21 protein-coding genes are annotated in these 26,894 nt (G+C 66.3%); 2 read left to right on the top strand and 19 right to left on the bottom strand.

The genetic code is table 11. The features are described from left to right. Positions 1 to 7 precede the first annotated feature (7 nt). The 14 genes from metK to trpS all read right to left on the bottom strand — a co-directional run bounded on the left by metK (position 8) and on the right by trpS (position 13,011). Positions 8 to 1,246, bottom strand: coding sequence for a methionine adenosyltransferase (gene metK / locus ShzoTeo12_RS00205; protein ID WP_318910737.1), 1,239 nt, complete (start codon positions 1,244 to 1,246; stop codon positions 8 to 10). A gap of 191 nt (positions 1,247 to 1,437) precedes the next feature. Then, positions 1,438 to 1,857: a helix-turn-helix domain-containing protein gene (locus ShzoTeo12_RS00200; RefSeq protein WP_119257436.1), complete on the bottom strand. Its 420-nt coding sequence runs from the start codon at positions 1,855 to 1,857 to the stop codon at positions 1,438 to 1,440. Positions 1,858 to 2,003: 146 nt separating this feature from the next. Next, complete coding sequence (lnt, locus tag ShzoTeo12_RS00195; RefSeq protein ID WP_318910734.1) at positions 2,004 to 3,587, bottom strand: apolipoprotein N-acyltransferase; 1,584 nt, start codon at positions 3,585 to 3,587, stop codon at positions 2,004 to 2,006. Between the two features lie 294 nt (positions 3,588 to 3,881). Further along, complete coding sequence (locus tag ShzoTeo12_RS00190) at positions 3,882 to 5,033, bottom strand: hemolysin family protein (RefSeq protein WP_318910733.1); 1,152 nt, start codon at positions 5,031 to 5,033, stop codon at positions 3,882 to 3,884. Positions 5,034 to 5,042: 9 nt separating this feature from the next. Then, entirely contained in the window at positions 5,043 to 5,552 is a 510-nt protein-coding gene (gene ybeY, locus ShzoTeo12_RS00185) for an rRNA maturation RNase YbeY (protein ID WP_318910731.1), read from the bottom strand. A gap of 14 nt (positions 5,553 to 5,566) precedes the next feature. After that, the gene (locus tag ShzoTeo12_RS00180; RefSeq protein ID WP_119257432.1) at positions 5,567 to 6,619 is read right to left on the bottom strand and encodes a PhoH family protein; all 1,053 of its coding nucleotides are present in this window, start codon (positions 6,617 to 6,619) and stop codon (positions 5,567 to 5,569) included. Positions 6,620 to 6,646: 27 nt separating this feature from the next. Next, complete coding sequence (gene miaB, locus ShzoTeo12_RS00175; RefSeq protein WP_318910729.1) at positions 6,647 to 8,035, bottom strand: tRNA (N6-isopentenyl adenosine(37)-C2)-methylthiotransferase MiaB; 1,389 nt, start codon at positions 8,033 to 8,035, stop codon at positions 6,647 to 6,649. Between the two features lie 54 nt (positions 8,036 to 8,089). Beyond that, on the bottom strand, positions 8,090 to 8,878 hold the full coding sequence (locus ShzoTeo12_RS00170; protein ID WP_318910727.1) for a lysophospholipid acyltransferase family protein: 789 nt from the start codon (positions 8,876 to 8,878) through the stop codon (positions 8,090 to 8,092). 220 nt (positions 8,879 to 9,098) lie between these two features. Further along, positions 9,099 to 9,524: a Fur family transcriptional regulator gene (locus ShzoTeo12_RS00165; protein WP_119257429.1), complete on the bottom strand. Its 426-nt coding sequence runs from the start codon at positions 9,522 to 9,524 to the stop codon at positions 9,099 to 9,101. Between the two features lie 37 nt (positions 9,525 to 9,561). Beyond that, a complete protein-coding gene (locus ShzoTeo12_RS00160; protein WP_318910725.1) occupies positions 9,562 to 10,056 on the bottom strand; it encodes an N-acetyltransferase in 495 nt (164 codons plus the stop codon). Next, positions 10,057 to 10,704, bottom strand: a complete 648-nt coding sequence (gene tsaB / locus ShzoTeo12_RS00155; protein ID WP_318910724.1) for a tRNA (adenosine(37)-N6)-threonylcarbamoyltransferase complex dimerization subunit type 1 TsaB — start codon at positions 10,702 to 10,704, stop codon at positions 10,057 to 10,059. Positions 10,705 to 10,734: 30 nt separating this feature from the next. Next, a complete protein-coding gene (locus ShzoTeo12_RS00150) occupies positions 10,735 to 11,304 on the bottom strand; it encodes a NifU family protein (RefSeq protein ID WP_313195602.1) in 570 nt (189 codons plus the stop codon). Between the two features lie 112 nt (positions 11,305 to 11,416). After that, on the bottom strand, positions 11,417 to 11,908 hold the full coding sequence (locus ShzoTeo12_RS00145) for a universal stress protein (RefSeq protein ID WP_119257425.1): 492 nt from the start codon (positions 11,906 to 11,908) through the stop codon (positions 11,417 to 11,419). A gap of 35 nt (positions 11,909 to 11,943) precedes the next feature. Then, on the bottom strand, positions 11,944 to 13,011 hold the full coding sequence (trpS, locus tag ShzoTeo12_RS00140; RefSeq protein ID WP_119257424.1) for a tryptophan--tRNA ligase: 1,068 nt from the start codon (positions 13,009 to 13,011) through the stop codon (positions 11,944 to 11,946). Between the two features lie 257 nt (positions 13,012 to 13,268). Here trpS and ShzoTeo12_RS00135 point away from each other — a divergent pair, with 257 nt between their 5' ends. Next, positions 13,269 to 13,745 carry a YcbK family protein gene (locus ShzoTeo12_RS00135; protein ID WP_318910722.1) on the top strand — a complete coding sequence of 159 codons (477 nt, stop codon included), beginning with the start codon at positions 13,269 to 13,271 and terminating at the stop codon, positions 13,743 to 13,745. A gap of 25 nt (positions 13,746 to 13,770) precedes the next feature. On the opposite strand, the gene murJ is transcribed toward ShzoTeo12_RS00135, so the two are convergent. From murJ to mutS, 3 genes are all read right to left on the bottom strand, one after another. Next, positions 13,771 to 15,357 (bottom strand): murein biosynthesis integral membrane protein MurJ, encoded by a 1,587-nt coding sequence (murJ, locus tag ShzoTeo12_RS00130; RefSeq protein ID WP_318910721.1) that lies wholly within the window; start codon positions 15,355 to 15,357, stop codon positions 13,771 to 13,773. Continuing rightward, positions 15,354 to 18,197 carry a [protein-PII] uridylyltransferase gene (locus ShzoTeo12_RS00125; RefSeq protein ID WP_119257503.1) on the bottom strand — a complete coding sequence of 948 codons (2,844 nt, stop codon included), beginning with the start codon at positions 18,195 to 18,197 and terminating at the stop codon, positions 15,354 to 15,356. The genes murJ and ShzoTeo12_RS00125 overlap by 4 nt, the downstream gene beginning before the upstream one ends. A gap of 94 nt (positions 18,198 to 18,291) precedes the next feature. Next, entirely contained in the window at positions 18,292 to 21,027 is a 2,736-nt protein-coding gene (gene mutS, locus ShzoTeo12_RS00120; RefSeq protein ID WP_318910720.1) for a DNA mismatch repair protein MutS, read from the bottom strand. Positions 21,028 to 21,164: 137 nt separating this feature from the next. On the opposite strand from mutS, the gene ShzoTeo12_RS00115 reads away from it, so the two are divergent. Next, positions 21,165 to 23,450, top strand: coding sequence for an NADP-dependent malic enzyme (locus tag ShzoTeo12_RS00115; RefSeq protein ID WP_318910718.1), 2,286 nt, complete (start codon positions 21,165 to 21,167; stop codon positions 23,448 to 23,450). 165 nt (positions 23,451 to 23,615) lie between these two features. Here ShzoTeo12_RS00115 and ShzoTeo12_RS00110 read toward each other — a convergent pair whose 3' ends face one another. Both ShzoTeo12_RS00110 and ShzoTeo12_RS00105 read right to left on the bottom strand, forming a co-directional pair. Next, the gene (locus ShzoTeo12_RS00110; RefSeq protein ID WP_119257420.1) at positions 23,616 to 24,494 is read right to left on the bottom strand and encodes a GNAT family N-acetyltransferase; all 879 of its coding nucleotides are present in this window, start codon (positions 24,492 to 24,494) and stop codon (positions 23,616 to 23,618) included. A gap of 98 nt (positions 24,495 to 24,592) precedes the next feature. Further along, on the bottom strand, positions 24,593 to 26,878 hold the full coding sequence (locus ShzoTeo12_RS00105) for a hybrid sensor histidine kinase/response regulator (RefSeq protein ID WP_318910717.1): 2,286 nt from the start codon (positions 26,876 to 26,878) through the stop codon (positions 24,593 to 24,595). Between the last annotated feature and the right edge of the window lie 16 nt (positions 26,879 to 26,894).

The raw sequence follows: 26,894 nt of genomic DNA, 5'->3' as shown, positions 1-26,894 counted from the left end.
GTCGGCCTCAGTTCTTTATGGCGTCCTTGAGGGCCTTGACGAGGTCGAGGCGCTCCCAGGAGAACGAGCCGTCACGGCCGGCCTTGCGGCCGAAATGGCCATAGGCGGAGGTTTTGGCATAGATCGGCTTGTTGAGGTCGAGATGGCGGCGGATACCCGACGGCGACAGGTCCATGACCTTGCGGATCGCCGCTTCCACCGCATCCTCGCTCACCTTGCCGGTGCCGTGCAGGTCGACATAGATCGATAGCGGCTGGGCGACACCGATGGCGTAGGAGAGCTGGATCGTGCAGCGGTCGGCAAGGCCGGCGGCAACGACGTTCTTGGCGAGATAGCGCGCGGCATAGGCGGCCGAACGGTCGACCTTGGTCGTGTCCTTGCCGGAGAAGGCGCCGCCGCCATGCGGGGCCGCGCCGCCATAGGTGTCGACGATGATCTTGCGGCCGGTGAGGCCGGCGTCACCGTCCGGGCCGCCGATGACGAATTTGCCCGTCGGGTTGATGTACCAGGAGCAATCGTCGGCGATCTTCAGGTCGGCCAGCGCCTCGCGGATATAGGGCTCGACGACCTGGCGCACCTTCTTGGAATCCCAGCTCGCATCGAGATGCTGCGTGGACAGCACGATGGAGGTGACGTCGGCCGGCTTGCCGTCGACATAGCGCACGGTCACCTGGCTCTTGGCGTCCGGGCCGAGCTTGCCGGCATCGCCCTCGCCCGTCTTGCGGGCGGCGGCGAGAAGCTGGAGGATGCGGTGCGAATAGTAGATCGGGGCCGGCATCAGTTCCGGGGTTTCGCGGCAGGCATAGCCGAACATGATGCCCTGGTCGCCCGCGCCCTCGTCGCCCTGCTTGTCGGCGGCGTTGTCGACGCCCTGGGCGATGTCGGCGGACTGCGAGTGCAGCAGCACGTCGATCTTCACGGTCTTCCAGTTGAAGCCGTCCTGCTCGTAGCCGATATCGCGGATCGCCTTGCGGGCGGCGGACTTGAACTTGGACGGATTGATGACGTCGGCGCCGTTCTTGTCTTTCTTGAGAAGGCTCGGCGGCAGGCGGACCTCACCGGCGATGACGACGCGATTGGTCGTTGCAAGCGTCTCGCAGGCGATGCGGACCGACCAGGGATCGATCTTCGACTTCACGGCTTCACGGTAGACCAGATCGACGATTTCGTCGGAGATACGGTCGCACACCTTGTCCGGATGGCCTTCGGCGACGGACTCGCTGGTGAAGAGGTAACTGCTGCGCATGCGGGAATTCCCCTCAAAGAAATGGACTACGACCGTAGTTATTCAGTTCGCGCGGCAAAGACAAGGACATAAGTATATCTTTATGTCCCAAATTCCCGGATGATTTGCCGCATCCGCCGCGCAGAAGCGGCCGGCAGGCATGAAAAACGGCCCCGCAGGGCCGTTCCTTCATGCGTTCCGGCAGGGACAGGTCACTCGACCTCGGCCTCGGCGGCCAGCGCCTTCACCAGATCGACCAGCTTGCGGCGCACCTTGGGATCGCCGATCTTCACGAAGGCGCGGTTGAGCTGCAGGCCTTCGGAGGAGGAGAGGAAGTCGACGACATAGTTGGAGCTGGAGGCTTCGGCGAAGCCGGCCTGGGCATCCGCCTGCTCGCCCGGGGCATCCTCGAAGAAGAAGGAGACCGGCACGTTGAGAATGCTCGAAATGTTCTGCAGGCGGCTGGCGCCGACGCGGTTCGTGCCCTTCTCGTATTTCTGAATCTGCTGGAAGGTGATGCCGAGGCTTTCGCCCAGCTTCTCCTGGCTCATGCCGAGCATGGTCCTGCGAAGCCGGATCCGGCTGCCGACATGTATATCGATCGGATTCGGCTTCTTCTTGTTTTCCATCATCACTTTCGTCCTAACGCGGAATGGCCCCTACCCACCGGCAGCCTTAACGAAAACTTAACGTCACGTTGTATGCGCAGACTCTGAAGGTCGCTACAATACAGGAGAACGGCCGGCGGCGTGCACTATGCTATTTTAGGGGTTTTGGGTCAATTCATCCGATTTCTAAAACCCATGCGAGAAATAAGCGCCGTCCCGAGGAGAATGGACAGGGCAATCAGAAACGCCCGGTTCTGCCGTGTTGCCCGTTCCGTCGGCGCGAATTTACCCGGAAGGGTTGCATCCACAAAACCGGGGACATCGTAGGCAAGGCCGGAAACGACCTGCCCCTTGGCATCCACCACGGCCGAAATGCCGTTATTGGCGGCGCGAATCAGCGGCATGCCGCGCTCGACCGCGCGCAGTCGCGCCTGCAGGAAATGCTGGTAGGGACCGGGCGTATTGCCGAACCAGGCGTCGTTGGTGACGTTCAGCAGCGCGGCGGCCGTCTTCCCCGCGCCGTTGATCTCGGAGGGGAAGATCGCCTCGTAGCAGACCAGCGGATAGAGCCCCTTGCCGCGGACCGTCAGGAGCTGGTGCTCGCGCGCGGCGGAAAAGCCGCCCGGCATGGCGACGGCGCTGACGCCGAAGCTCTCGAAGACCTCGGCGAAGGGCATGTATTCGCCGAAGGGCACGAGATGCACCTTGTCGGCCGCGCCGATGATCTGGCCCTTGCCGTCGATGGCGTAGATGGAATTGTAGTAGCGCGGCGCCTTGCCGGAGCCCGCACTTTCGGTGCGCACCGCGCCGGCGATCAGCACCTGGTCGTCGTCGAGCACGGCGGCGATGCGCACGAGGGCATCGGGATTGTCCGTCAGGATGAAGGGGATGGAGGTTTCCGGCCAGACGATGATGTCCGGCCGCTTGCCGCCGCCCTCGGGCTTTGCGGCGCTCAGCGCCAGATGCCGCTCGAAGATCTCGGCCCTTGCGGTGTCGTCGAGCTTCATCGCCTGGTCGATCACCGGCTGGACGAGGCGGACGACGGTGCTGTCGTCGTCCGGCGCCGGCAGGAGGTTCAGCGCGTAGTAGCCGTAGCCTACATGGGCGGCGAAGAGCAGCGCGGCGAGCGAAAGGCCGATCCCCCTGCCCCGCCGCGTGCCGAGAAGGGCGGGCGCGGCGAAGACGAAAACGGCGAGCACGTTCATCGCGGCGATGCCGACGATGCCGGACGACTGCATGAGGAGCGGCACGGGCATGATGCCGTAGCCGACGGCGTTCCAGGGAAAGCCGGTGAAGAGCGTGCCGCGCAGCCATTCCCCCACCCCGAAAGCGAAGGCGAGCGCGGCGATGCGGCCCATGCCGTCCGACCAGAGGAGCCGGGCGAGCGCGGCGGCGATGCCGTAATAGATGGCGAGGAAGGCCGGCAGGCCGAAGACGGCGAGCGGCAGCGCCCAGGCGAAGGCATCCGCCTCGACCAGCAGCGCATTGCCCAGCCACCAGAGCCCGCCGACGAAATAGCCGAAGCCGAAGAACCAGCCGATGCGGAAGGCGGGCGCAAGACGCCGGAGGAAGCCGGCTTCCGGCGCGCCGCTCGCCCCGTCGAGCAGCCAGACTAGCAGGGTGAAGGACACGAAGAGCGCCGCGAAGAAGCCGAAGGGCGGCAGCGCCAGCACGCCGGCGACCCCCGCAAGAAATGCCGTCAGCGCCCGTCTCGTCCCAGACAGGAGCATGACCTTGCCCGCCAGCCGCTCCATGCCGTCCCCTTCACATGTCCCCGAATCAGCCGCGCCAGTGTTCCAAAAAAGCAGCGTCTTGTCCTGTGTCATGAGGGGGGATGTCGGGATGGCGCTTTCTGGAGGGTAGTGGGGATGCCTTGCCCCTCATCCAGCCTGCCGGCCACCTTCTCCCCGCAAGCGGGGCGAAGGAGATATGCCGCACCGTTTTCCTCAACTCTCCAACGATGCGTAGGGCAAGTCCCCTCTCCCGCTTGCGGGGAGAGGGTCAGGGTGAGGGACAATACGACGCCCTGTTCCGTAAAGAAGTGAGCCTTACTCCGCCCCCGCCTCGTCGCTGCGCTGCTCGGCCGGGTTGGCGCGATCGGCGGGAAGGCTCTCGCCGGGCCGGCGCTCGCGGCGGCGGACGGAGCTGGCGCGCTTGCGGGTGACGCGCACGCGCTTGACGCGGCGCGGGTCCGCGTCGAGGACGTGGAATTCGAAGCCGGGCACGGCCTGTACCACCTCGCCGCGCACCGGTATGCGGCCGAGCGAGGCGAAGATCAGGCCGCCGAGCGTATCGGCGTCTTCCAGCTGTTCTCGGATGTCGAAATCGGAACCGATGGCTTCGGCCAGTTCCTCAAGCTCGACGCGGGCATCGGCGATGAAGACGTCGTCGCTGACGCGCTGGATCATCGCCTCCTCGTCGTCGTGCTCGTCCTCGATGTCGCCGACGACCATCTCGACGATGTCTTCCAGCGAGGCGAGGCCGTCCGTGCCGCCATATTCGTCGATGACGAGGGCCATCTGGGTGCGGTCGGCCTGCATGCGCGCCATGAGGTCGGCGGCCAGCATGGACGGCGGGACGAAGAGGACCTGGCGGATGATGCCGGCTTCGGCAACGGTCTTGGAAAGATCGACACGGCCGAGGTCGAATTCGGCTTTCGGCGTTCGCGCCGGCTTTTCGCCGGTAGCGGCCGCGGCGCTGCCGTTCTTCGCGCCGGTGCGGCGCTTGTTGCGGGCCTGCTTGGTGACATAGGCGAGCAGGTCGCGGATATGGACCATGCCGCGCGGATCATCGAGGCTCTCGTTATAGACCGGCATGCGCGAGCGGCCGGAATCCTCGAAGATCACCATCAGCTCGGCAATGGTGATGTCCTGGTCGACGGCCTCGATATCGGCGCGCGGGACCATGACGTCCTCGACGCGCACCTCGCGGAAGCGGAGAATATTGTGCAGCATCGCCCGCTCTTCGGGCAGGAAGGCCGGCTCGCCGCCGGTGTCTTCCGTCATCAGGGCGTCTGCGAGGTCCTTGCGCAGCGTGGAGGCGCCAGTCATGCGCCAAAGCCGTGTCGCGCGGGACCAGAAGGATGACCGGCCCCCGCTTTCCTGCTTCGGCGCGCTGCTACTACTGCCCGCCTCGTCCTGACTTGAGGCGTCCGCCTCGTTCTTTTCCGCCGCTGCCGGCTGATTTCTAAAGTCGCTCATTGGTCCAAACTATTCTTCGGGGCCATCCCCGTAGGGGTCAGATAGGCCAAGCTCGGCAAGAATGCGAGTCTCCAGCCCCTCCATTTTTTCAGCCTCTTCGTCTTCCATATGATCATAACCGAAGAGATGCAGAAATCCATGCACCATGAGATGCGTGAGATGATCGTCGAAAGACTTGCCGAGATCGGCCGCTTCGCGGGTCAATGTCTCCTCGGCGAAGATGATGTCGCCGAGCATCGGACCCGGCATTTTTCCGGGCGTCACCGGGAAGGCGGGGAAGGACAGAACGTTGGTGGGCTTGTCCTGGCTGCGCCATTCCGCGTTGATGGCGCGGATGCTCTCGTCATTCGTGAAGACGAGGGAGACTTCCGGCGCGCCGGTCTTCGGGAAGGGCTGCTTTTCCTGCTTTCGCAGGTAATCCGCCGCTGCGCCGAGCACGCGCCCGCTCATTTCGAAAAGGTGTTCCTCGGAGGGCCATGCGCCCTCCTCTATGGAGATCTGGATATCGAGTTCGCTCATCAGGTATCCGGACCTCAGCGGTCCGGCAGCTCGCTTTCGTCCTGCACGGCCGTCTGCGCCTCGTAGGCGCGCACGATACGGGCGACCATCGGATGGCGCACGACGTCGACATCCTTGAAGCGGACGACCGAGACGCCCTCGACGCCCTTGAGGATTTGCAGGGCTTCCACGAGGCCGGACTTCACGCCGCGCGGCAGGTCGACCTGGCTCGGATCGCCGGTGACGATCATGCGGCCGTTCTCGCCGAGACGCGTCAGGAACATCTTCATCTGCATCGAGGTCGTGTTCTGCGCCTCGTCGAGGATGACGGCGGCGTTGGCGAGCGTGCGGCCGCGCATGAAGGCGAGCGGCGCGATCTCGATGACGCCGGCCGTGATGGCGCGTTCGACCTTGTCGCCCGGCATCATGTCGTAAAGCGCGTCATAGAGCGGGCGGAGATAGGGATCGACCTTCTCCTTCATGTCGCCGGGCAGGAAGCCGAGGCGTTCGCCGGCTTCGACGGCCGGACGGGAGAGGATGATGCGGTCGACGGCACCGCGCTCCAGAAGCTGGGCGGCATAGGCGACGGCGAGATAGGTCTTGCCCGTGCCGGCCGGGCCGACGCCGAAGACGAGCTCGGAGCGCTCCAGCGCGCGGATGTAGGTATCCTGCGTCGGCGTGCGGGCGGCGATGGTCTTCTTGCGGGTGGAGATCTGCGACATGGTGAGCTTGGCTTTACGCTCCATCGTCGGCAGCGACAACTGGTCGTCGGCCGCGATCGCCATGCGGATAGCGCCCTCGACATCGGAAAGCTCGATCGAGCCGCCCTTCTGCAGCCGGTCGTAGAGATAATCCAGCGCGCGGCGGGCCTGGTTGGTGGCCATCACTTCGCCGGAGATGGAAACGGAATTGCCCCGCGCTCGCGCATCGATGTTGAGGCGCTGTTCCAGAAGCTTCAGGTTCTGGTCGAACTGGCCGAAAAGCTCGCTTGCGTATCGATTGTTCTCGAAAGTGAGCACGAATTGATTGGCGTCGGTCTGGCTTTTCGACTGGCGCGGCGATGACGTCGTCAGTTCGTGTCCGTTCAAGCGGTCAAGCTCCTTGAAATCCGCCCGTCAACCGATCGCTTGCGCGAAGAGGCTGTTGGGCCCGGCATCGGTGATTCGTACCCGGATAATGTCACCGATTTCCGAACCTTTTGCATCAATATTCACAGGCTGCAGCCAGGGCGAGCGGCCGACAAGCTGGCCGGGCTTGCGTCCAGGCTTCTCCAGAAGCAGGTCGATCTCCTTGCCGACGCAGCCGAGGGCGAATTCGCCCTGCTGGCGAAAGAGCAAAGCCTGCAATCTTTCAAGGCGTTCGGCCTTCACGGCCTCTTCGACATGGCCGTCCATCTCCGCGCCGGGCGTGCCGGGGCGGGTGGAATACTTGAACGAAAATGCCTGTGCATAACCGACGGTCTCGACGAGGCGCATCGTGTCCTCGAAGTCCTGATCGGTCTCGCCGGGGAAGCCGACGATGAAATCGCCGGATATGGCGAGCTCCGGCTGGACGGCGCGGATGCGCTCGATGAGGGCGATGTATTCGGCTGCCGTATGGCGGCGGTTCATGGCCTTCAGGATGCGGTCGGAGCCGGCCTGCACCGGCAGATGCAGATAGGGCATCAGCTTGGGTAGGTCGCGATGCGCCTCGATGAGGCGGTCGTCCATGTCGCGCGGGTGGCTGGTGGTGTAGCGCAGGCGCGCGAGGCCCTCGATTTCGGCCAGGCGATAGAGGAGATCGCCGAGGCCCCATTCGCGGCCATCGGGGCCGAGGCCGTGCCAGGCGTTGACGTTCTGGCCGAGCAGGGTGATTTCGCGCACGCCCGCCTCGGCGAGGCGCTCGGCCTCGGCGACGATCTGCATGACGGGGCGGGAGACTTCCGAGCCGCGGGTATAGGGCACCACGCAGAAGGTGCAGAACTTGTCGCAGCCTTCCTGCACGGTGAGGAAGGCGGTGACGCCGCGCGCGCGGGTCTTCGCCTTTTCCGGCGCGGGCAGGTGCTCGAACTTGTCTTCCAGCGCATAATCCGTCTCGACCACGCGCTCGCCGCCCTTGGCGCGGCGCAGCGCTTCCGGCAGGCGGTGATAGGTCTGCGGGCCGACGACGAGATCGACGGCGGGGGCGCGGCGCAGGATTTCCTTGCCTTCGGCCTGGGCGACGCAGCCGGTGACGCCGATCACCATCTCGCGGCCGTCCCTGGCGCGGGCCTTCTTCATCTCGCGCAGGCGGCCGAGCTCGGAATAGACCTTTTCTGCGGCCTTCTCGCGGATATGACAGGTGTTGAGGAGAACGAGATCGGCCTCTTCCAGCACGTCCGTCGCCTGATAGCCGTCCTTCGACAGCGCATCCGTCATGCGCTCACTGTCATAGACGTTCATCTGACAGCCGTAGGTCTTGACGAAGACCTTGCGGGTGTTCGGCTTGGCATCGGCCGGGGAAGGGATGACGGACTGTTCGCTCATGGCCGTTCCATAGTGGAAAAAGGCCGGAAATTGAAGCCCCGCCGCATCTCGCCTCTACCGGCCGCGCAGCCGAGCGCCGAGCATGGCGCGGATGCGCGCTCCGACCGTGCGGCTCACGTCCTTGCGGTTGCTTGCCCGCGTGTAGTCGACACGCTCGCCGAAATCGACGTCGACATCGACCGCCCCTTCCCGCGCAATGCCGAGAAGATGCGGCAGGAGTTCGATATCGCCGGGCCAGGCGGCGATGGGGCGGTGGTAGCGGCCCATCGCCATGCCGTGGAGGCCCGTATAGGCGATGGAGACCGGCTGGATATGAACGACGCCCTCCGGCGCATGCGGCACGGCGGAGGCGGCGGCGCCGAAGAGCGAGGACTTGATCTCCAGGAGTTGGTTGCCGTCCGAGGTGGTGCCTTCCGGAAAGAGCACGACGATCTCGCCGTCCGCCAGCCGCCGTGCGATTTCGTCCACCTGGTCGCCGGTCTTCTGGCGCTGCTCGCGCTCGACGAAGATCGTCGCCTGCAGGCGGGCGAGAATGCCGAAGACCGGCCAGCCTCGCACCTCGGACTTGGCGATATAGACGACGTCGGCGACGGAGCCGAGCACCATGATGTCCTTCCAGGAGGCATGGTTGGCGGCGATCAGGAGGGGGCGGTTTTTCTCCAGCGCGCCGTGCACGCGCACCTTGAGGCCGAGCACGCGGCAGGCGACGCGGTGCCAGAGGCGCGGCAGGTAGCGGCGGATCTTCAGATTGAAGCGCAGGCCGACAAGCTGGGCCGGCAGCAGGACGAGGGTGACCGTGGCGAGGATGACGAGGCCGAGGGCGATGCGCAGCCAGGTGATCACGGGATCACCGAAAGGTGGGGGAAGGCTTCTCCTCGCGTTCCGCAGCTACCCCCCTCTGCCCTGCCGGGCATCTCCCCCACAAGGGGGGAGATCGGCAAGACGCGCAAACCTTGCTCAATCAGCAACGTCAGAGATGGGCGAGACAGCGCCCCATCCAATCTCCCCCCTTGTGGGGGAGATGCCCGGCAGGGCAGAGGGGGGTGCCGCAATACCGTCCGCCTCACTCGCCCTCCTTGAGCGGAACGCCGTAGAGCTCCAGCCGGTGGTCGACGAGCCGGAAGCCGTGCTCGCGGGCGATGCGCTCCTGCAGCGCCTCGATCTCGGGCGAATGGAATTCGATGACCTCGCCGCTCTTCAGGTCGATCAGGTGGTCGTGGTGCTCGTCCGGCACGGTCTCGTAGCGCGAGCGACCGTCGCGGAAATCGTGGCGCTCGATGATGCCGGCATCCTCGAAGAGCTTGACCGTGCGGTAGACCGTGGAGATGGAGATGCGCGCGTCGACGGCGGAGGAGCGGCGGTAGAGTTCCTCGACATCCGGGTGATCGTCGGAGGCTTCCAGCACGCGCGCGATGACGCGGCGCTGCTCGGTCATGCGCATGCCGCGCTCGACACAAAGCTCTTCCAGCGATTTTTCCGCGTCCGCCATGCGACCAGCCCTTCTCGTTATGCCCCCCGCAAGGGGACTAGCGAAGATCGCGCCGCATGACAAGCGCCGTGGACCGGCTGCCATCGGCGGCGGCATAGTAGGCCTTGCGCTCGCCGACCTTGGAAAAGCCGAGCTTGGCATAGAGCCCACGGGCAGCGGCATTGCCCTCGTCGACCTCGAGGAAGATGGCCTCCGCGCCGCGCATCTTCGCCTCGCGCAGCGCCGCCAGCATCAACCGCCAGCCGAGGCCGGCACGGCCGAATCGCTCGTCGACGCCGATGGTGAGGATCTCCGCCTCGCCCGCCGCCGCGCGCGCCAGCACTAAGCCGCCGGCCGTCCGGCCGAGCACGCCCTCCTTCAGGGCAAGGAAACCGAAGACCGGGTCCTGCGAGAGCAGCGAATGGAATTCGCCGTCGTTCCACGGCTGGGGAAAGCGGGTGCGATGCAGGGCCGCGGCAATGCCGGCATCGTCCGTTTCGAGCGGGAAGATCTCGAAGACGGGCTTGCGGGTGAAATAGTCGCCGAGGGACATTCAGGCTCTCCGGATCGCGAAACCCGCCTGCGGCTTGGCATCGGGACCGCGCAGATAAAGCGGCTTCGGCTGATGGCTCGAAGGATCGAGCCGGGCACCGAGGCGGGCGACGGTGACGATCGAAACGCCGTCGGCCGCAGGCGCCGCATCGTCGCGCAGAAGGGCGGCCGCGGAGCCCGCGAGCACGCCCTCGTGCCCGGCGGCGATATCGCGCGCCTCGGAAAGCGCGGCGAGCGCCGGCGGCGACGCCTCCGCGCCGTCTGCGGCGAAACGCTGCCAGTAGACCTCATCGCGCTTGGCATCCATCGCCACCAGAAGCGGCGCGCCGGCGCCGTGCTCGGCGGCGAGTGCCGAAAGGGTGGAGACGCCGACGGCCGGAACGCCGAGGGCGAGCGCAAGGCCGCGGGCGGCCGCGACGCCGACGCGGATACCGGTGAAGGAGCCGGGGCCGACGGTGACGGCGATGCGGCCGGCGGCCGCAAGGTCCATGCCGGCCGCATCGAGCGCCGCGTCGACGAATTCCATCAGCCGCTCGGCATGGCCGCGACCGATCTCGGCGCCGGCGGCACCGAGGACGGCATCCTGATCGGGATCGTAGAGCGCCGCGTAGCAGCCGACGCCCGCCGTATCGATGGCCAGAACGATCATGCGGGGCACTCCGGCATCCCGCGGCGGGCCTTACATGACGGCTTCAACTTCCTGCACTTCCGGTACGAAATGGCGAAGAAGGTTCTGAACGCCGTGCTTGAGCGTCGCCGTCGAGGAGGGGCAGCCCGAGCAGGCACCCTTCATGTTGAGATAGACGACGCCGTCGCGGAAACCCTTGAAGGTGATGTCGCCGCCGTCCTGCGCCACGGCGGGGCGCACGCGCGTGTCGAGCAGTTCCTTGATGGTGGCGACGATGGTCTCGTCACCCTCGTCGAAGAACTCGCCTTCCATGTCGTCGCTGCCGCCGAGCGCGCCGCCGGCAAGCACCGGCTGGCCGGACATGAAATGCTCCATGATGTTGCCGAGGATGGCCGGCTTCATGTGCTGCCAGTCGGCATCGTCCTTGGTGACGGTGATGAAGTCGTAGCCGAGGAAGACGCCGGTGACGCCCGGAATGCCGAAGAGGCGGGCGGCGAGCGGCGAGGCGGCGCGCGCCTCCGTCTCGTCGCGGAACTCGGCCGTGCCGGTCTCCAGCACCACCTTGCCCGGCAGGAACTTCAGGGTCGACGGGTTCGGCGTCGCTTCGGTCTGGATGAACATCTTTCTCTCCGTGCGGCCGGGCGCTTGGGTCGGCCCCGTACATTTAGAACAATTCAAAAGAAGATAGGCGCTTCGGCGCCGCTCTTCAAGTCGCCACTCTTCAAGGCGAAGGTCAGCTCATCGCGTCCAGCTCTTCGTCGGTGAGCTGGTCCGGAATGACCGTCACCGGGATCGGGAAGGCCTGCGCCCGGCTCGCGAGCGAGGAGACCAGCGGCCCCGGCCCTTCCTTGGCGGAGCCGGCGGCCAGGACGAGGATCGCGATATCGCGGTCCTCCTCGATGAGGCCGTTGATCTCTTCGCTGGCCACGCCCTCGCGGATCACCGTCTCCGGCTCGATGCCGATCGCCTGGCGCAGCGCCTGCGCCGCCTTGGCGAGCACGGCCTCCGCCTCCTCGCGGGCTTCCGCCCGCATGATCTCCTCGACGCCGAGCCATTGCTGGAAATCGGCATTGGCGATCACGTAGAGCAGGACGACGCCGCCATTGGAGTTCTTCGCACGCATTCCCGCGAAATGGACGGCACGCTGGCATTCCGGCGTATCGTCGATGACCGCGAGGAACTTGCGGCGGTGACCTTCAAGGCGGGAAAGTCGTCGAGAAACCATGCGCGCTCCTGATATGCGGTCTTTTCGCGGCGACCTTACTGCACAAAGCCGATGATGTCGCGAACTTCCTTCATGGTTTTTTCCGCCCTTGCCCGCGCCCTTTCGCCGCCGTCCCGGAGGATCGCGTCGATATGGCTGGTGTCGTCCATCAGGCGACGCATCTCGTCGGTGATCGGCGAGAGCACGTTGACGGCAAGGTCGACCAGCGCCGGCTTGAAGACGGAGAATTGCTGGCCGCCAAACTCGGCCAGGATATCGGCCTTGGACTTGTCGGAGAGCGCCGCATAGATGCCGACGAGGTTTTCCGCCTCGGGGCGGCCCTTCAGGCCCTCGGCCTCGCTCGGCAGGGCATCCGGGTCGGTCTTGGCCTTGCGGATCTTCTTGGAGATGGTGTCGGCGTCGTCGAGCAGGTTGATGCGCGACAGGTCCGAGGCATCCGACTTCGACATCTTCTTCGTGCCGTCGCGAAGGCTCATGACGCGGGGCGCCGGGCCGCCGATCAGCGGCTCTACCATCGGGAAATAGGCATGCACCGGCTCCTCGCCGACGACGATGTCGACGCCCGTGCCGGCCTTGCGGATATGGCTGCCGAAATCGATGTTGAACTTCTGCGCGATGTCGCGCGTCAGCTCCAGATGCTGCTTCTGGTCGTCGCCGACCGGTACGTGGGTCGCGCGGTAGACGAGGATGTCGGCGGCCATCAGGCTCGGATAGGCGAGCAGGCCGAGCGAGACCTGCTCGGCATTCTTGCCGCCGGCCTTGTCCTTGAACTGCGTCATGCGCTCCATCCAGCCGATGCGCGCCACGCAGTTGAATATCCAGGCGAGTTCCGAATGCTGCGGCACGGCGGACTGGTTGAAGACGATGTGCTTCTTCGGGTCGATGCCGGAGGCGATGAAGGCGGCGGCGATGGAGCGGATCTGGTTCCGCATGTCCTCGTGCACCAGCTGCGCGGTGAGCGCGTGCAGGTCGACGACGCAATAGATGCAATCGTTGTCTTCCTGCAGGGCGACGAACTTGCGGATCGCGCCGAGATAATTGCCAAGGTGGAGATTGCCGGTCGGCTGGACGCCGGAGAAGACGAGAGGCTTGAATGCGCTCATGACGGTGTTTCCTTCAGGCGGGTGGAGGGCCTGGTCCCTGTTACACGAGCAATTCCGGGGAATTTTTCAGCCGGAACTGCGTAAAAAATACGTCGCGCTTATGCACGGCGCCGAAGCCCCGATCAAGTGGGCGCCTCGCGCATGAGGGAGTCCTTATAAAAGACATTTTCCGGTCGTCCCTTCCCGGCGGGGATTTGGGGGAAGGCCGGTCCCGATCGGCCGTTTTGTGACGAAGGGGCACAGAACGGAGATGACCCGTGCGAAAGAACGGTTCCATCCTGCTTGCCTGCGTCGTCGCGCTGACATCGCTCTTGGCGACCGAGACCAGCGCGGGCCGCAGCCACAGGCATGCCTCCCGCACCGAAAAGGCGAGCGTGGCGAAGATCTATTCCATCCAGACGCCGCGCGTGCGGCACCGATGCTTTCCGGGCCGGCTGCGGGCGGTGCTCGCCCATATCGCGCGGCAGGTCGGCCGGCGGCCGCTTGTCACCTCCGGCCACCGCTCGAACGGACGGCGCGGCTCCTATCACCGCAAATGCCTTGCCGCCGATATTCGCGTTCCCGGCATTGCCGTGCAGAGGATCCTCGCGGCGGCGCGCTCTGCACCGGCCATCGGCGGTGTCGGTACCTATTGCAACGGCATCGTGCATGTCGATGTGGGGCCGAGGCGGAGCTGGAGCCATTGCGGCGGGCTCGCGCGCCTGACGAAGCGGGCGCGCTTCGCCGCCCGCTGACGCGGCAAGCGCCTGCCCGCCCGACCTATTCCGACGGCGCCGCTTCGGCCTTGCCGCCGCGCTTGAGATTGCGGCGGATCATGCCAAGGTCGGCGCCGCCGATAAGGAAGGCGACGGAGAAATAGACGACCATGGCAAGCACGATGAGCATGCCGAGCGCCGAGACCTGCTCGTAGAGCCGCGCAGTGGAGGAGAGGCGGTCGGCGAGGTAGCCGGAGGCATATTCGATCGTGGCCGCCATGACGACGGTCGCGACCAGCAGCCGCGCGACGCGCCAGGCGAGCGCCTTTTCCAGCGGCCAGTGGCCACGGCGCACCAGCGTGACGAAGAGCATCAGCGCCGTCAGCCAGCCGGAGACGGCCTCGGCGGTGGCGATGCCGCGCTCGTAGAAGAGCGGGAAGAGCGAGACGGCCAGCACGCAGTTGACGACCACCGAGAAGAGGGTAATGCGCATCGGCGTCTTTGTATCCTCGCGGGCGAAGAAGCCGGGATTGAGCGCCTTGATCATCACGAAGCCGGGCAGGCCGAGGCCGTAGATGGCGAGCGTGCCCGCCACGACGGACGTGGTTTGGGGGCTGAAGGCGCCGCGCTCGTAGAGGACGCGGACGATCTCGTCGGACATCACCCAGAGGGCGCCGGCGGCCGGCAGCGTCAGGAACAGCACGAATTCCATCGAGCGGTTCTGCAGGTTGCCGGCCTCGCGCTCGTGGCCGCCCTTCAGCGCCCGCGCCAGCTCCGGCAGCAGCACCACGCCGACGGCGATGCCGACGACGCCGAGCGGAAGCTGGTAGACACGGTCGGCATATTGCAGGGCGGCGATGGCGCCGTCCTTGGTGGAGGCGATCATCTGGCCGATGAGCTGGTTGATCTGGGTGATGCCGCCCGTCACTGCGGCCGGAAGCGCCAGCCACAAAAGCCGCTTGACGTTCGGCGTCATGCGCGGGCGGCGGAAGCCGATGCGCATGCCGGCATGGCGCACGCCCGCATAGAGCACGGCCATCTGCAGAAGGCCGGCGGCGAGCACGCCCCAGGAGAGATACCAGGCCGTATCGAGCGGCGAGGCGCCCTGCCAGAGTCCGTAGGCGAGCGCGCCGATCAGCACGAAATTGAGGAAGACGGGGGCGACGGCGGCGGCGAAATAGTGATGCAGCGAGTTCAGCATGCCCGACAGCATCGCCGTCAGCGACATGCACATGAGATAGGGGAACATGACGATGGCGAGCTTCACCGTCACATCGAATTTTTCCGTATCGCCGACGAAGCCCGGCGCGATGATCCAGGAGACGATGAGCGGCATCATCAGCTCCATCGCGATCGTCAGCATCAGGAGCACGGTGAAGAGGACGCCGAAGACCTCCTCGGAGAAGCGCTTGGCCCCGTCTATGCCGCCTTCCTCGATCTCCTTGGCGAAGAGTGGGACGAAGGCGGCGTTGAAGGCGCCCTCGGCGAAGAGCCGGCGGAAGAGGTTGGGGAAGCGGAAGGCGGCGTAGAAGGCGTCGGCCATCGGCCCGGTGCCGAGGGCCGCGGCCATCAGCGTTTCACGCGCGAAGCCGAGCACGCGGCTGCCGAGCGTCGCGCCGCCCACGGTCGCGAATTTCCTGACGAGACTCATTGTTCTGCCCTGATCCTTTTCGCCATGGCGGCAACGGGCGCGATCATGCCGGGCGGCATGCGATCGCGCAGTTCATCCGCCTCGTCGGCCATCACGGCCTTCAGCCGCGCGACGATATTGGCCTGCCGGTTTTCGTTGGTGACCTTCTGGCCGACAAGGTCGGTGACGTAGAAGGTATCGATGACCTTCTCGCCGAAGGTGGTGATATGCGCCGAGGCGATGTCGAGCGAGAGGTCGGAAAGCACGGCCGTCACCTCGGAGAGAAGCCCGGGACGGTCGAGGCACTCGATCTCGATGACGGTGAACTTGTTCGACAGCGTGTTGGAGATGGTGACGGCCGGCGAGACCGTGAAGGTGCGGCTGCGCCTGCGGCCCCTGGCGCGCGTCGCGATCACCTCCGGCAGGCGCTTGCGGCCGGACAGCACGTCCTCGATCATCCGGCCGATCGTGCCGGCGCGGCGCATCTCGTCGGCATCGTCGGGGAATTCGCGGTTGACGAGGATCGTATCCAGCGCGCGGCCGTCGGAAGTCGTGAAGATCTGCGCATCGACGATGTTCGCCCCCGCCGCCGCGCAGGCCCCGGCGATGACCGTCAGCAGGCGCGGATGGTCGGGCGAGAGCACCGTGATCTCGGTGATGGCGTGGAAGGAATGGGTGCGCACCGTGGTGGCGAGCGTCTGCCTCGCCCTGTCCGCCTCGCGGATGAAGGCGGCATGGCGCACCTGGTCCTCCAGCGAGACGGTCAGCAGGTAGGGCTCGTAATGGAGGCGCGCATAGGTGTTGCGGTCCTTCTGGCTCCAGTCGGCCGGCAGCGCCTCCGACAGCATTTCGCGGGCGGCCTGCGCCCGCTCCTTGCGCGACAGCTCGGAAAAGCCGCCGGAGATGAGCAATTCGGTCTCGTAGTAGAGTGTGCGCAGGAGCTGGCCCTTCCAGCCGTTCCAGACGCCCGGGCCGACCGCGCGGATATCGCAGACCGTCAGCACCAGCAGCATCTTCAGCCGCTCCATCGACTGCACCTTGTCGGCGAAGTCGACGATGGTCTTGCGGTCGTTGAGGTCGCGGGTCTGCGCGACCATGGACATGGTCAGGTGCTCCTCGATCAGCCAGACGACCAGCTCCGTCTGCTTGGGCGAGAGCCCGAAGCGCGGGCAGAGTTTTCGCGCGACCTTCGCGCCCGCCGAGGAATGGTCCTCCGGGCGGCCCTTGGCGATGTCGTGCAGCAGCACCGCGACATAGAGCGGGATGCGGTCCTCGATGCTCGGCATCACCTGGTAGCTGAGGGGGTGGGCCTCCTTCTCGCGGCCCTGGTCGATATCCGCCAGCACGCCGACGGAGCGGATCAGGTGCTCATCGACCGTGTAGTGATGATACATGTTGAACTGCATCATCGCGACGATCTTGCCGAAATCCGGAATGAAGCGGCCGAGCACGCCCGCCTCGTTCATGCGGCGGAGAATCAGCGCCGGATCGCGCGGCGAGGTGAGGATGGAGAGGAACAGGCGGTTCGCCTCCTCGTCCTCGCGCAGCGCGGCGTTGATGAGCTTCAGCGAGCGCGTGACCTCTTTCAGCGCATCGGGATGGAATTCCAGCCCGTTGATGTCGGCGATATGAAACAGGCGGATGAGGTTGACCGGATCGCGCTTGAAGACATCCGGGTCTGCGATGGTGATGCGGCCGCGGTCCTCCAGGAAATCCAGCGTGCCGGCGATCTTGCGCGCGCGCCGCGTGAAGCGGCTGATCGCGGCGGTGATGCCGGGCGCCTCCTTGGCCTGCTGGTCCTCCAGCGTGGCGCAGAAGATGCGGGTCAGGTCGCCGACATCCTTGGCCACGAGGAAATAGTGCTTCATGAAGCGCTCGACGGCGGAAAGGCCGGGATGCGGCTGATAGCCGAGGCATTCGGCGATCTCGCGCTGGATGTCGAAGGACAGTCGCTCCTCCGCCTTGCCCGTCAGGAAATGCATGTGGCAGCGCACCGCCCAGAGGAAATCGTCCGCCTTGCGGAACAGCTTGTATTCCTGCCGCGAGAGGACGCCGAGCTTCACCAGCTCGGCTGGGTCCTTGATGTGGTAGAAATATTTGGCGATCCAGAACAGCGTGTGCAGGTCGCGAAGCCCGCCCTTGCCTTCCTTGACGTTGGGCTCGACGAGATAGCGCGTGTCGCCGGCCTTGCGGTGGCGCTCGTCGCGCTCGGCGAGCTTCGCCGCGATGAATTCCGGGCCGGTGCCGCGCACGATCTCGCGGTCGAAGCGCACCGCCATCTCCTCGAACAGCGCCGCCGAGCCGCAGATGTAGCGTGCCTCGAGGATCGCCGTGCGGATGGTCATGTCGCCCTTGGAGAGCTGGATGCATTCCTCCAGATTGCGCGTGGCATGGCCGACCTTGAAGCCGAGGTCCCACAGGATATAGAGCATGAACTCGATGGCCGGCTCACTCCAGGCGGCCGGCCTTGCCGGCAGCAGGAAGAGCAGGTCGATGTCGGAGCCCGGCGCCAGCGTGCCGCGCCCGTAGCCGCCGACGGCCGTGACCGTGATGCGCGCGGCGGGCGGGGCCTGCCCCGCGCTGAAGACATGGTTGAGCGCGAAATCGTGCAGGACCGCGATGAGCTGGTCCTGCAGCCAGGAAATGCGCGCGGCGCATTGCAGGCCGCTGCCGTCCTCGAAAAGCAGTTCGCGCGCCCGCTCGCGGCCCGCCGCATTGGCCTTCTTGAACTCGGCCAGAAGCGCGCCACGCATGCGGTCGCGGTAATCGGCATTGGTGCTGGCGATGAACTCGCAGCGGGCGCGCAGCGCCGGAACGTCGAGGAGACCGGATTCGGCCGGTGCCAGAAGCTTCTTTTCCATCGGATGCCGGCCCGGGTCCCGCTTATCGTCCATCGCCCGTTCGATTCGCATGCCTATAGACCCTTTCAGCATGCAAGGACAATGATCCGAGCCGCTAGGCTTTGCCAAGTTCTTTCTTCAGCGCGTAGAGCGCATCGAGCGCCTCGCGCGGCGTCATGTCGTCCGGGTTGAGGCCCTTGACCAGCTCTTCCACCTTCGACGGGCCGCTGCGCCTCTCCTCCTCGCGGCGCACCGCGACCTGGAACAGCGGCAGGTCGTCGATGAGCTGGCTTGCCGGGTTCTTGCGGTCGGCATCCTCCAGCTTGGCGAGTACGTCCCGCGCCCGCGCCACCACCGAGGGCGGCAGGCCGGCAAGGCGCGCCACCTGAATGCCGTAGGAGCGGTCCGCCGCGCCGGGGCCGACCTCGTGCAGGAAGATGACGTCGCCGTCCCATTCCTTGACGCGCATCGTGGCATTGGAAAGGCGGGCGAGCTTTTCCAACAGCACGGTCAGCTCGTGGAAATGAGTGGCGAAGAGACCGCGGCAGCGGTTCGCCTCGTGCAGGTGCTCGACGGCGGCCCAGGCGATGGAAAGCCCGTCGAAGGTCGCCGTGCCGCGGCCGATCTCGTCGAGAATGACCAGCGAGCGCTCGGTCGCCTGGTTGAGGATCGCCGCCGTCTCGACCATCTCGACCATGAAGGTGGAGCGGCCGCGCGCCAGATCGTCCGAGGCGCCAACGCGCGAGAAGAGCCGGTCGACCACGCCGATATGGGCGCTTTCGGCCGGAACGTAGGCGCCCATCTGCGCTAGGATGGCGATGAGGGCGTTCTGGCGCAGGAAGGTCGACTTACCGCCCATGTTGGGGCCGGTCAGCAGCCAGATCGCGCCGTGGCCCTTGCCGTCCGTCGGCGAGAGGTCGCAGGAATTGGCGACGAAAGCGGCGGCCTGCTGGCGGCGCAGCGCCTGCTCCACCACCGGATGACGGCCGCCGACGATGGCGAACATGGTGGAATTGTCGACCACCGGCCGGCAATAGGCCTGTTCCTCTGCAAGCGCCGCAAGGCCGACGGAGACGTCGACCACGCCAAGCGCCCGCGCCGCCGCCTTGATGGCTTCGGCCTCCGCGACGACCGCCTCGACCAGCCCGTCGAAGGCGGTAAGCTCGATGGCGAGCGCCCGGTCGGCGGCATTGGCGATCTTGGTTTCGAGCTCGGAGAGCACCGTGGTCGTGAAGCGCATGGCGCCGGCCATGGTCTGGCGGTGGATGAAGCGGGCCTTGGCCTCGTCGCCGTCCGTCAGCGCCGAGGCATTGCCGGCGGAGACCTCGATGAAATAGCCGAGCACGTTGTTGTGCTTGATCTTCAGCGACTTGACGCCCGTCTCCTCGGCATATTGCAATTGCAGGCCGGCGATGACGCGGCGGGACTGGTCGCGTAGCGCGCGCATCTCGTCCAGCTCCCCGTCCGCCGCCTCGCGGATGAAGCCGCCGTCGCGCTTGAGGAGCGGCAGCTCGTCGGCCAGCATCACGGCGAGGCGGTGCGACAGGTCGACAGGCAGTTCGGCTATGGCGGTGCGGGCGCCGGCAAGCTCGCCTTCCAGCTCTTCCACCGCCATCAGCCGCGCGATGTCGGCGGACACGGAAAGACCCTGGAGGATCGCGCCGAGATCGCGCGGGCCGCCGCGGCCGAGCGCGATGCGCGAGAGGGCGCGCGGCATGTCGGGCAATTGCTTCAGCGTCCGGCGCAGGTCCTCGCAGAAGGAGGGGCGGTCGGCGAGCGTCGAAATGGAATCGAGGCGGATGTTGATCGCCTCGGGATCGGTCAGTGGCGACATCAGCCGTTCGGCGAGAAGGCGCGCGCCGCCGCTGGTGACGGTGCGGTCGATGGCCTTCAGCAGCGTACCGGCGCGGTCGCCGGACTGGGTGCGCACCAGTTCGAGATTGCCGCGCGTCGCCGGGTCGATGAAGAGCGTGGAGGCCGAGCTTTCGCGCTCCGGCCTTCCGAGCGGCGGGCGCTCGGCGATCTGCGTCTTCTCCACGTAGGAGATCGCCGCCGAGGCGGCCGCCAACTCCGCGCGCGAAAAAGTGCCGAAGCCGTCGAGCGTCGCGACGCCGAAATAGCGGGCGATGCGGCCCTCGGCCGTCGCGCTGTCGAAGAGCACGGCGGGCTGGGGAACGGCGACGCGCCCGACGACGTCCAGCACCGGGCGGAATTCCGGGTCGTGGAACAAAGTGTCCGGCACGATCAATTCGCGCGGGTCGATGCGCAGGATATCGGCGAGAAGCTGGCCCTGCGCCGTCTCGGAGAGGCGGAAGATGCCGGTGGAGATGTCGATCCAGGCGAGCGCCATGGCGGGCTCGCCGCCGCCGCGGATGCGCGCGACGGCCATCAGGTAGTTGGCGTCGGACGGCGAGAGGAGCTTTTCCTCGGTCAGCGTGCCGGGTGTGACGAGGCGCACGACATCGCGGCGCACGACGGACTTCGAGCCGCGCTTCCTGGCCTCTGCCGGGTCCTCGACCTGCTCGCAGACGGCGACGCGGAAGCCGACGGCGATGAGCTTCTGGAGATAATCGTCCGCCGCATGGACCGGCACGCCGCACATCGGGATATCGAGGCCCATATGCTGGCCGCGCTTGGTGAGCGTGATGCCCAGCGCGCGGGAGGCGTCCACCGCGTCCTGGAAGAACAGCTCGTAGAAGTCGCCCATGCGGTAGAACAGCATGCTGTCCGGATTGGCAGCCTTGATCTCGATATACTGTTCCATCATCGGCGTTGCCGATGCGCGGCTTTCGTCGCTGGCGAGCTCGGCCGTCGACAGGATATCGTTCGGTCGCACGATCTGATCGTTCACGGAGATTCTGTTTCTTCTAAAATGAAGGGTCTGTTCTTCCCAAAAAAGAGGTGCCACCCTAGCCGCGCAGCGATATAGAAAACAACAGCTGTCAGCAGCTACGGGCCTATCGCCCACAGGAGTGTGAAGGGGGGAGCATGCCGGGTACCGACAAATCAGATCGCCAGAGGGCAACCGTCACGGACCAGGAGGCGCTGGATTTCCACGCGAACGGCCGTCCCGGCAAGCTCGAGATCACGCCGACCAAGCCGATGGCGACGCAGCGCGACCTCTCGCTCGCCTATTCGCCGGGCGTCGCGGTGCCCGTGAAGGCCATCGCCGATGATCCCGGCCTTGCCTACGACTACACGACGCGCGGCAACATGGTCGCCGTCATCTCCAACGGCACCGCCATCCTCGGCCTCGGCAATCTCGGCGCGCTCGCCTCCAAGCCGGTGATGGAAGGCAAGTCCGTCCTGTTCAAGCGCTTCGCCGACGTCGATTCCATCGACCTCGAGGTCGACACCGAGAATGTCGACGAGTTCATCAACTGCGTGCGCTATCTCGGCCCCTCCTTCGGCGGCATCAACCTGGAAGACATCAAGGCGCCCGACTGCTTCATCATCGAGCAGCGCCTTCGCGAGCTGATGGATATCCCGGTCTTCCACGACGACCAGCACGGCACCGCCATCATCGCCGCTGCCGGCCTCATCAACGCGCTGGCGCTGACCGGCCGCGACTTCAAGACGACCAAGCTCGTGTGCAACGGCGCGGGCGCGGCGGCCATCGCCTGCATCGAGCTGATCAAGTCGATGGGCTTTTCGCCCGAGAACGTCATCCTCTGCGACACCAAGGGCGTTATCTACCAGGGCCGCGAAGACGGCATGAACCAGTGGAAGTCGGCGCATGCCGTCAAGACGGATCGCCGCACGCTGGCCGAGGCCATGAATGGCGCCGACGTCGTCTTCGGCCTTTCGGCCAAGGGCGCGCTTTCGGAGGAGATGATCCGCTCCATGGCGCCGAAGCCGATCATCTTCGCCATGGCCAATCCCGATCCGGAAATCACGCCGGAGGAAGTCGCCCGCATCCGTGACGACGCCATCGTGGCGACCGGCCGTTCGGACTATCCGAACCAGGTCAACAACGTCCTCGGCTTCCCCTATATCTTCCGCGGCGCGCTCGACGTGCGCGCCTCCACCATCAACGACGCGATGAAGATCGCCGCCGCCGAGGCGCTGGCGCATCTTGCCAAGGAAGACGTGCCGGACGACGTCGCCGCCGCCTATCAGGGCGTGCGCCCGCGCTTCGGGCCGCAATACATCATCCCCGTGCCCTTCGATCCGCGCCTCATCTCGGCAATCCCCGTCGCCGTCGCCAAGGCGGCAATGGAGACGGGCGTCGCGCGCAAGGACATTCCCGACCTCGACGCCTATGCCCGCGACCTGCGCGCCCGCCGCGACCCGATCGCCTCGACGCTCCAGCAGATCTATGCCCGCGTCCGGCGCCAGCCGAAGCGCGTCGTCTTCGCCGAGGGCGAGGAGGAGCAGATGATGCGCGCGGCCGTCTCCTACGCCAACCAGCAGCTCGGCACCGCCATCCTGCTCGGCCGCGAGGAGCATATCCGCGAAACGGCGGAACGGGCCGGCATCGACCTCGACCGCCCCGGCATCGAGCTGGTGAACGCCCGCATCTCGACCCGCAACAATGTCTATATCGACTATCTCTATGCCCGCCTGCAGCGGAAGGGCTATCTCTTCCGCGATGCCCAGCGCCTGATCCACAACGACCGCAACCACTTCGCGGCCTGCATGGTGGCGCTCGGCGATGCCGATGCGATGGTGACGGGCCTGACCCGCAACTATTCCACGGCGCTGGAGGACGTGCGCCGCTGCATCGACGCCAAGCCGGGCCACCGGGTCATCGGCGCCTCGCTGGCGCTCTGCCGCGGTCGCGCCGTGCTCGTCGCCGATACGGCCGTGCACGACATGCCCTCCTCGGAGGAGCTGGCGGATATCGCGGAGGAAGCGGCCGGCCTCGCCCGCCGCCTCGGCTACGAGCCGCGCGTCGCCATGCTCGCCTATTCGACCTTCGGCCATCCGTCGGGCGAACGCTCCGAGCGGGTGCGCGAGGCGGTGAAGATCCTCGACCGCCGCCGCGTCGATTTCGAATATGACGGCGAGATGGCCGCGGACGTGGCGCTCAACCCGCGCATGATGGAGCAATATCCGTTCTGCCGCCTCTCCGCCCCCGGCAACGTGCTGGTCATGCCGGCGTTCCACTCGGCATCGATCTCGACCAAGATGCTGCAGGAACTCGGCGGCTCGACCGTCATCGGCCCACTGCTCGTCGGCCTCGACAAGTCGGTGCAGATCGTCACCATGGGCGCCAAGGACAGCGACATCGTCAACATGGCGACGCTGGCCGCCTATAATTCGGGCACCTGACGCATAAAAAACCGCCCGTCCCGGAGGTCACGGGGCGGGCGGCAAAAAATTCCGAACTTTTCCCTAGAGCAATTCCAGCAAAAGTGCGCAGCGGTTTTGCGTCCGGAATTGCGTAGAAACAAAAGGATAGAGCGTTTTCGCGATTCGGAGAAAAGCGGAAATGCTCTAGCTGGCGAAACGCCCCGCATCCGCACCGTAATAATTGAGGTAGCGGCCGGAGATCTTGCCGATCGGCAGGACGATCAGCACGTCCGTCGTGTTGAAGCCGTGGTCGACGACGGCGCCCTCGCCGATGGCCGCGCCGAGGCGCAGATAGCCCTTGATCAGCGGCGGCATGGCGGAAAGCGCCTTGCGCGCATCGACGCCCTCGGGCGGCATCAGGTCCATGGTGCGGAAAAGCTCCGGGCGGGCCGAGACGTGCCATTCGTCCTTCGCCAGGACATTGTGGTGCAGGAAGGAAAGCGCCAGCGCATGCTCCTCCGGCACGATGCCGTGGAACGAGGCACAGCCGAACATCACGTCGATGCCGTGTTTCAGCGAATAGGCCCAGGCGCCCTGCCAGAGCAGCTCGACCGTGCGCTTGGTGCGGTAGGCCGGCAGCACGCAGGAGCGGCCGAGTTCCATGAAGCGCTTGTCCGCATGCCGGGCGATCAGCGTATCGACGTCGAATTCCGACTGGGAATAGAAGCCGCCGGAGACCGTGGCAATATCCTGCCGCAGCAGGCGGTAGGTGCCGACGATCTGCTCCTCGGCATCGCCCTCGATGGCGGTGTCGAGCACGAGGAGATGGTCGCAGACCATGTCCCAGGCATCGATATCGCGCTTGCGGCGCACGGCATCCGGTGAAAGCTGCGCGTTCATTTCCTCGGCGAAGACGCGGTAGCGCACGGCCTGCGCCGCATCGATCTCCGAGACGGAGCGGGCGACGCGCGTTTCGAGATTGCCGATGCGGCCGAGCACGTCGGTAGCCGTGCGGCCCGCGACCGGAGCCGGCTGCTTGGCGATATCCGCCGGGGCGATGGTCTGTGCGAGGTCGAGCGTCATGGCAATGTACCTGTCAAGCGAAGCTTCGTGGGTTTAACCACGATTCTGCAACAGGATAATGACGCAACGCAGGCTTGAACACCCCAAAGCGTCTGCGCCTATGCGCTGGCGCGCCGCGCCAGCCGGGCGATCTCGGCGATGAGCCGCGCGGGATCGGCAGGCTTTGCCAGCACCGCATCCGCACCGACGGCCAGAAGCTCCTCGCGCAGGCCGGCGCGGCTGTCGGCCGTCAGGACCAGCACCGGCAGGCCGGCATTGCCATAGTCGCGCCGGACGATGCGTGCGATCATCTCCCTGCCGTCGCCGCCCGGCATGCCGAGATCAGTGACGATGAGGTCGGCCGCGAATGGCCCCGCCGCCGTCGCGCCGGCAAGCGCGGCAACGAGCGCCGGATAATCGGGCACGTGGCGCACCGTATGGCCCGCCCGCTCCAGCACGGAGCGCACCAGCATGGCGTTCACCGGATCGTCCTCGGCCAAAAGGATGCGGATGCCGGCGGGCTCGGCCGGGATCGGAAACATTGTCTGCTGCGGCAGGTCCTTGAGGATCGGGCGGTTGTCGTTGATCGCGTCGCGAACCTCCACGCCCTTCATGCGGCCGCGCAGTACCTCGACCAGCGAGCGCTCGCGCAGCGGCCGGATGAGCCAGGAATCGAAACCCTCGCCATTGCCGAGCGCCCGGCCGCCGCGCTCCTCCGGATTGACGAGATAGATGCGGCGCGCTTTGCTGTCGCGCAGGAAGGCGAGATCCGCAAGGTCGCGGCGATAGGCGCCGGCAAGGCGGTTGTCTACGATGATGTCGGTGAGCCTCGCCTTTCGGCCGGAAAGATGCTGCACGAGGTCGAGCGCCTCGTCGGCGGAGGTGGCGAGGTGGCAAGCGCCGCCGAGGGCCTCCACGGTGCGGGCGAGCGCTGCCGAGGCCGGGCCGGCGGGGGCCAGCAGGAAAACGAGGCTGCCGGCAAGGATGCCCTTGCGCGCGCCGCGCGCGGGCTTCGGCGTGCGGATATCGACGGGCATGCGGATGGTGAAGGTGCTGCCCTTTCCGGGTGTGCTTTCGAGCGTCAGCGCGCCGCCGGCCTCCTTCAGGATGCGGGCGGAGATGGCAAGGCCGAGGCCGGTGCCGCCGCTGCGCTGGGCCGGGCTGCCGGTCTGCTCGAATTCCTCGAAGATGCGGGCCTGCTCCTCCGCATTCATGCCGGGGCCGGTATCGGTGACGCGGATGACGACGGCGCCGTGGTCTAGCGCGGCCTCGAGCGAGACGCCGCCGGCATGGGTGAACTTCACGGCATTGCCGACGACGTTGTAGAGCACCTGGCGCAGGCGCGGCGCATCGTAGATCAGGAGGCCCGGCACGTCCGGCGCCACGAAGGAGCCGATCTCGATGCCCTTCTCATGCGCCCGGTGGGAGAGCATCTCCACAACGCTTTCCAGCATCGGGCGCACCGGCTCCTCCGAGGGGCGGAGCTGGAAGCGGCCGGCCTCGATGGTCGAGAAATCGAGGAGGTCGTCGACAAGCTGCACCAGCGCATGGCCGGACTGGCGCATGCCGGCGAGATAGTTCTTCTGCTCGGCGGTCAGCCGCGTCTGGCCGATGAGGTGCGACATGCCGAGAATGCCGGAGAGCGGCGTGCGGATCTCGTGGCTGACGGTGGCAAGCAGGCGCGACTTGGCGGCGCTCGCCTCCTCCGCGCGCTGGCGGGCGCGTTCGCGCTCGCCCTCGGCAAGGCGCTCCTCCGTCACGTCGCGGGCGATGGAATGGACGACCAGTTCGCCGGAGGCGGGATCGCGCACGGTGACATCATGCCAGGAATAGACGCGCCGGCAGGCGGGGCCCACCACATCGACGTCGTAGCGATGGGGGATCGCCTGCGAGCGGAAGGTGAGGCCGAGCGCCTCGCATGTCCTGCCCTCGACGTCGGCCATGCCCGTCAGCTCGCCGAGCACGGCATTGGCGCTGAGGATGCGGCCGTCGAGCGCGCGCACGACGACGATGTCGCCGAGCACGTCATGGATGGCCGAGAGGATCTGCGAGGTTTCGCTGCGCTCCCAGGAGCGGTCGTGCGCGTGCTCGACGCCGGTGGCGGCGCCGCGCGTGAAGAAGAGGAAGGCGGCGCTCCCAACACCGGCAAGGCCAAGGGCCGTGGCGGCGATAGGGAAGCCGGACGACAGGCCCGTCGCCAGCGCGAGGCCGGAAAGGAACAGGATGAGGCCGGAAAGAATGGCCCGGAATGGAAGATTTTTGTCCGGCGCCGGCGCGCTGGCGGACGCCTCCACGGCGCGGTCATCCGGCGTCGCCGCCCTTTCGGAACGGGTGCGGGGGGCACGGGGCGGCGCCTCGGCAAATTCGGCCTTGAGCCGGTTCTGTAGCTTGACAGGTTCGCTCATGAGGCCCGCATAGCAT

It is taken from the genome of Shinella zoogloeoides (assembly GCF_033705735.1).
Lineage (GTDB): Bacteria > Pseudomonadota > Alphaproteobacteria > Rhizobiales > Rhizobiaceae > Shinella > Shinella zoogloeoides_A.
Note: the sequence above shows the minus strand (reverse complement) of the source record. Positions and strands in the feature narration are given on the sequence as shown.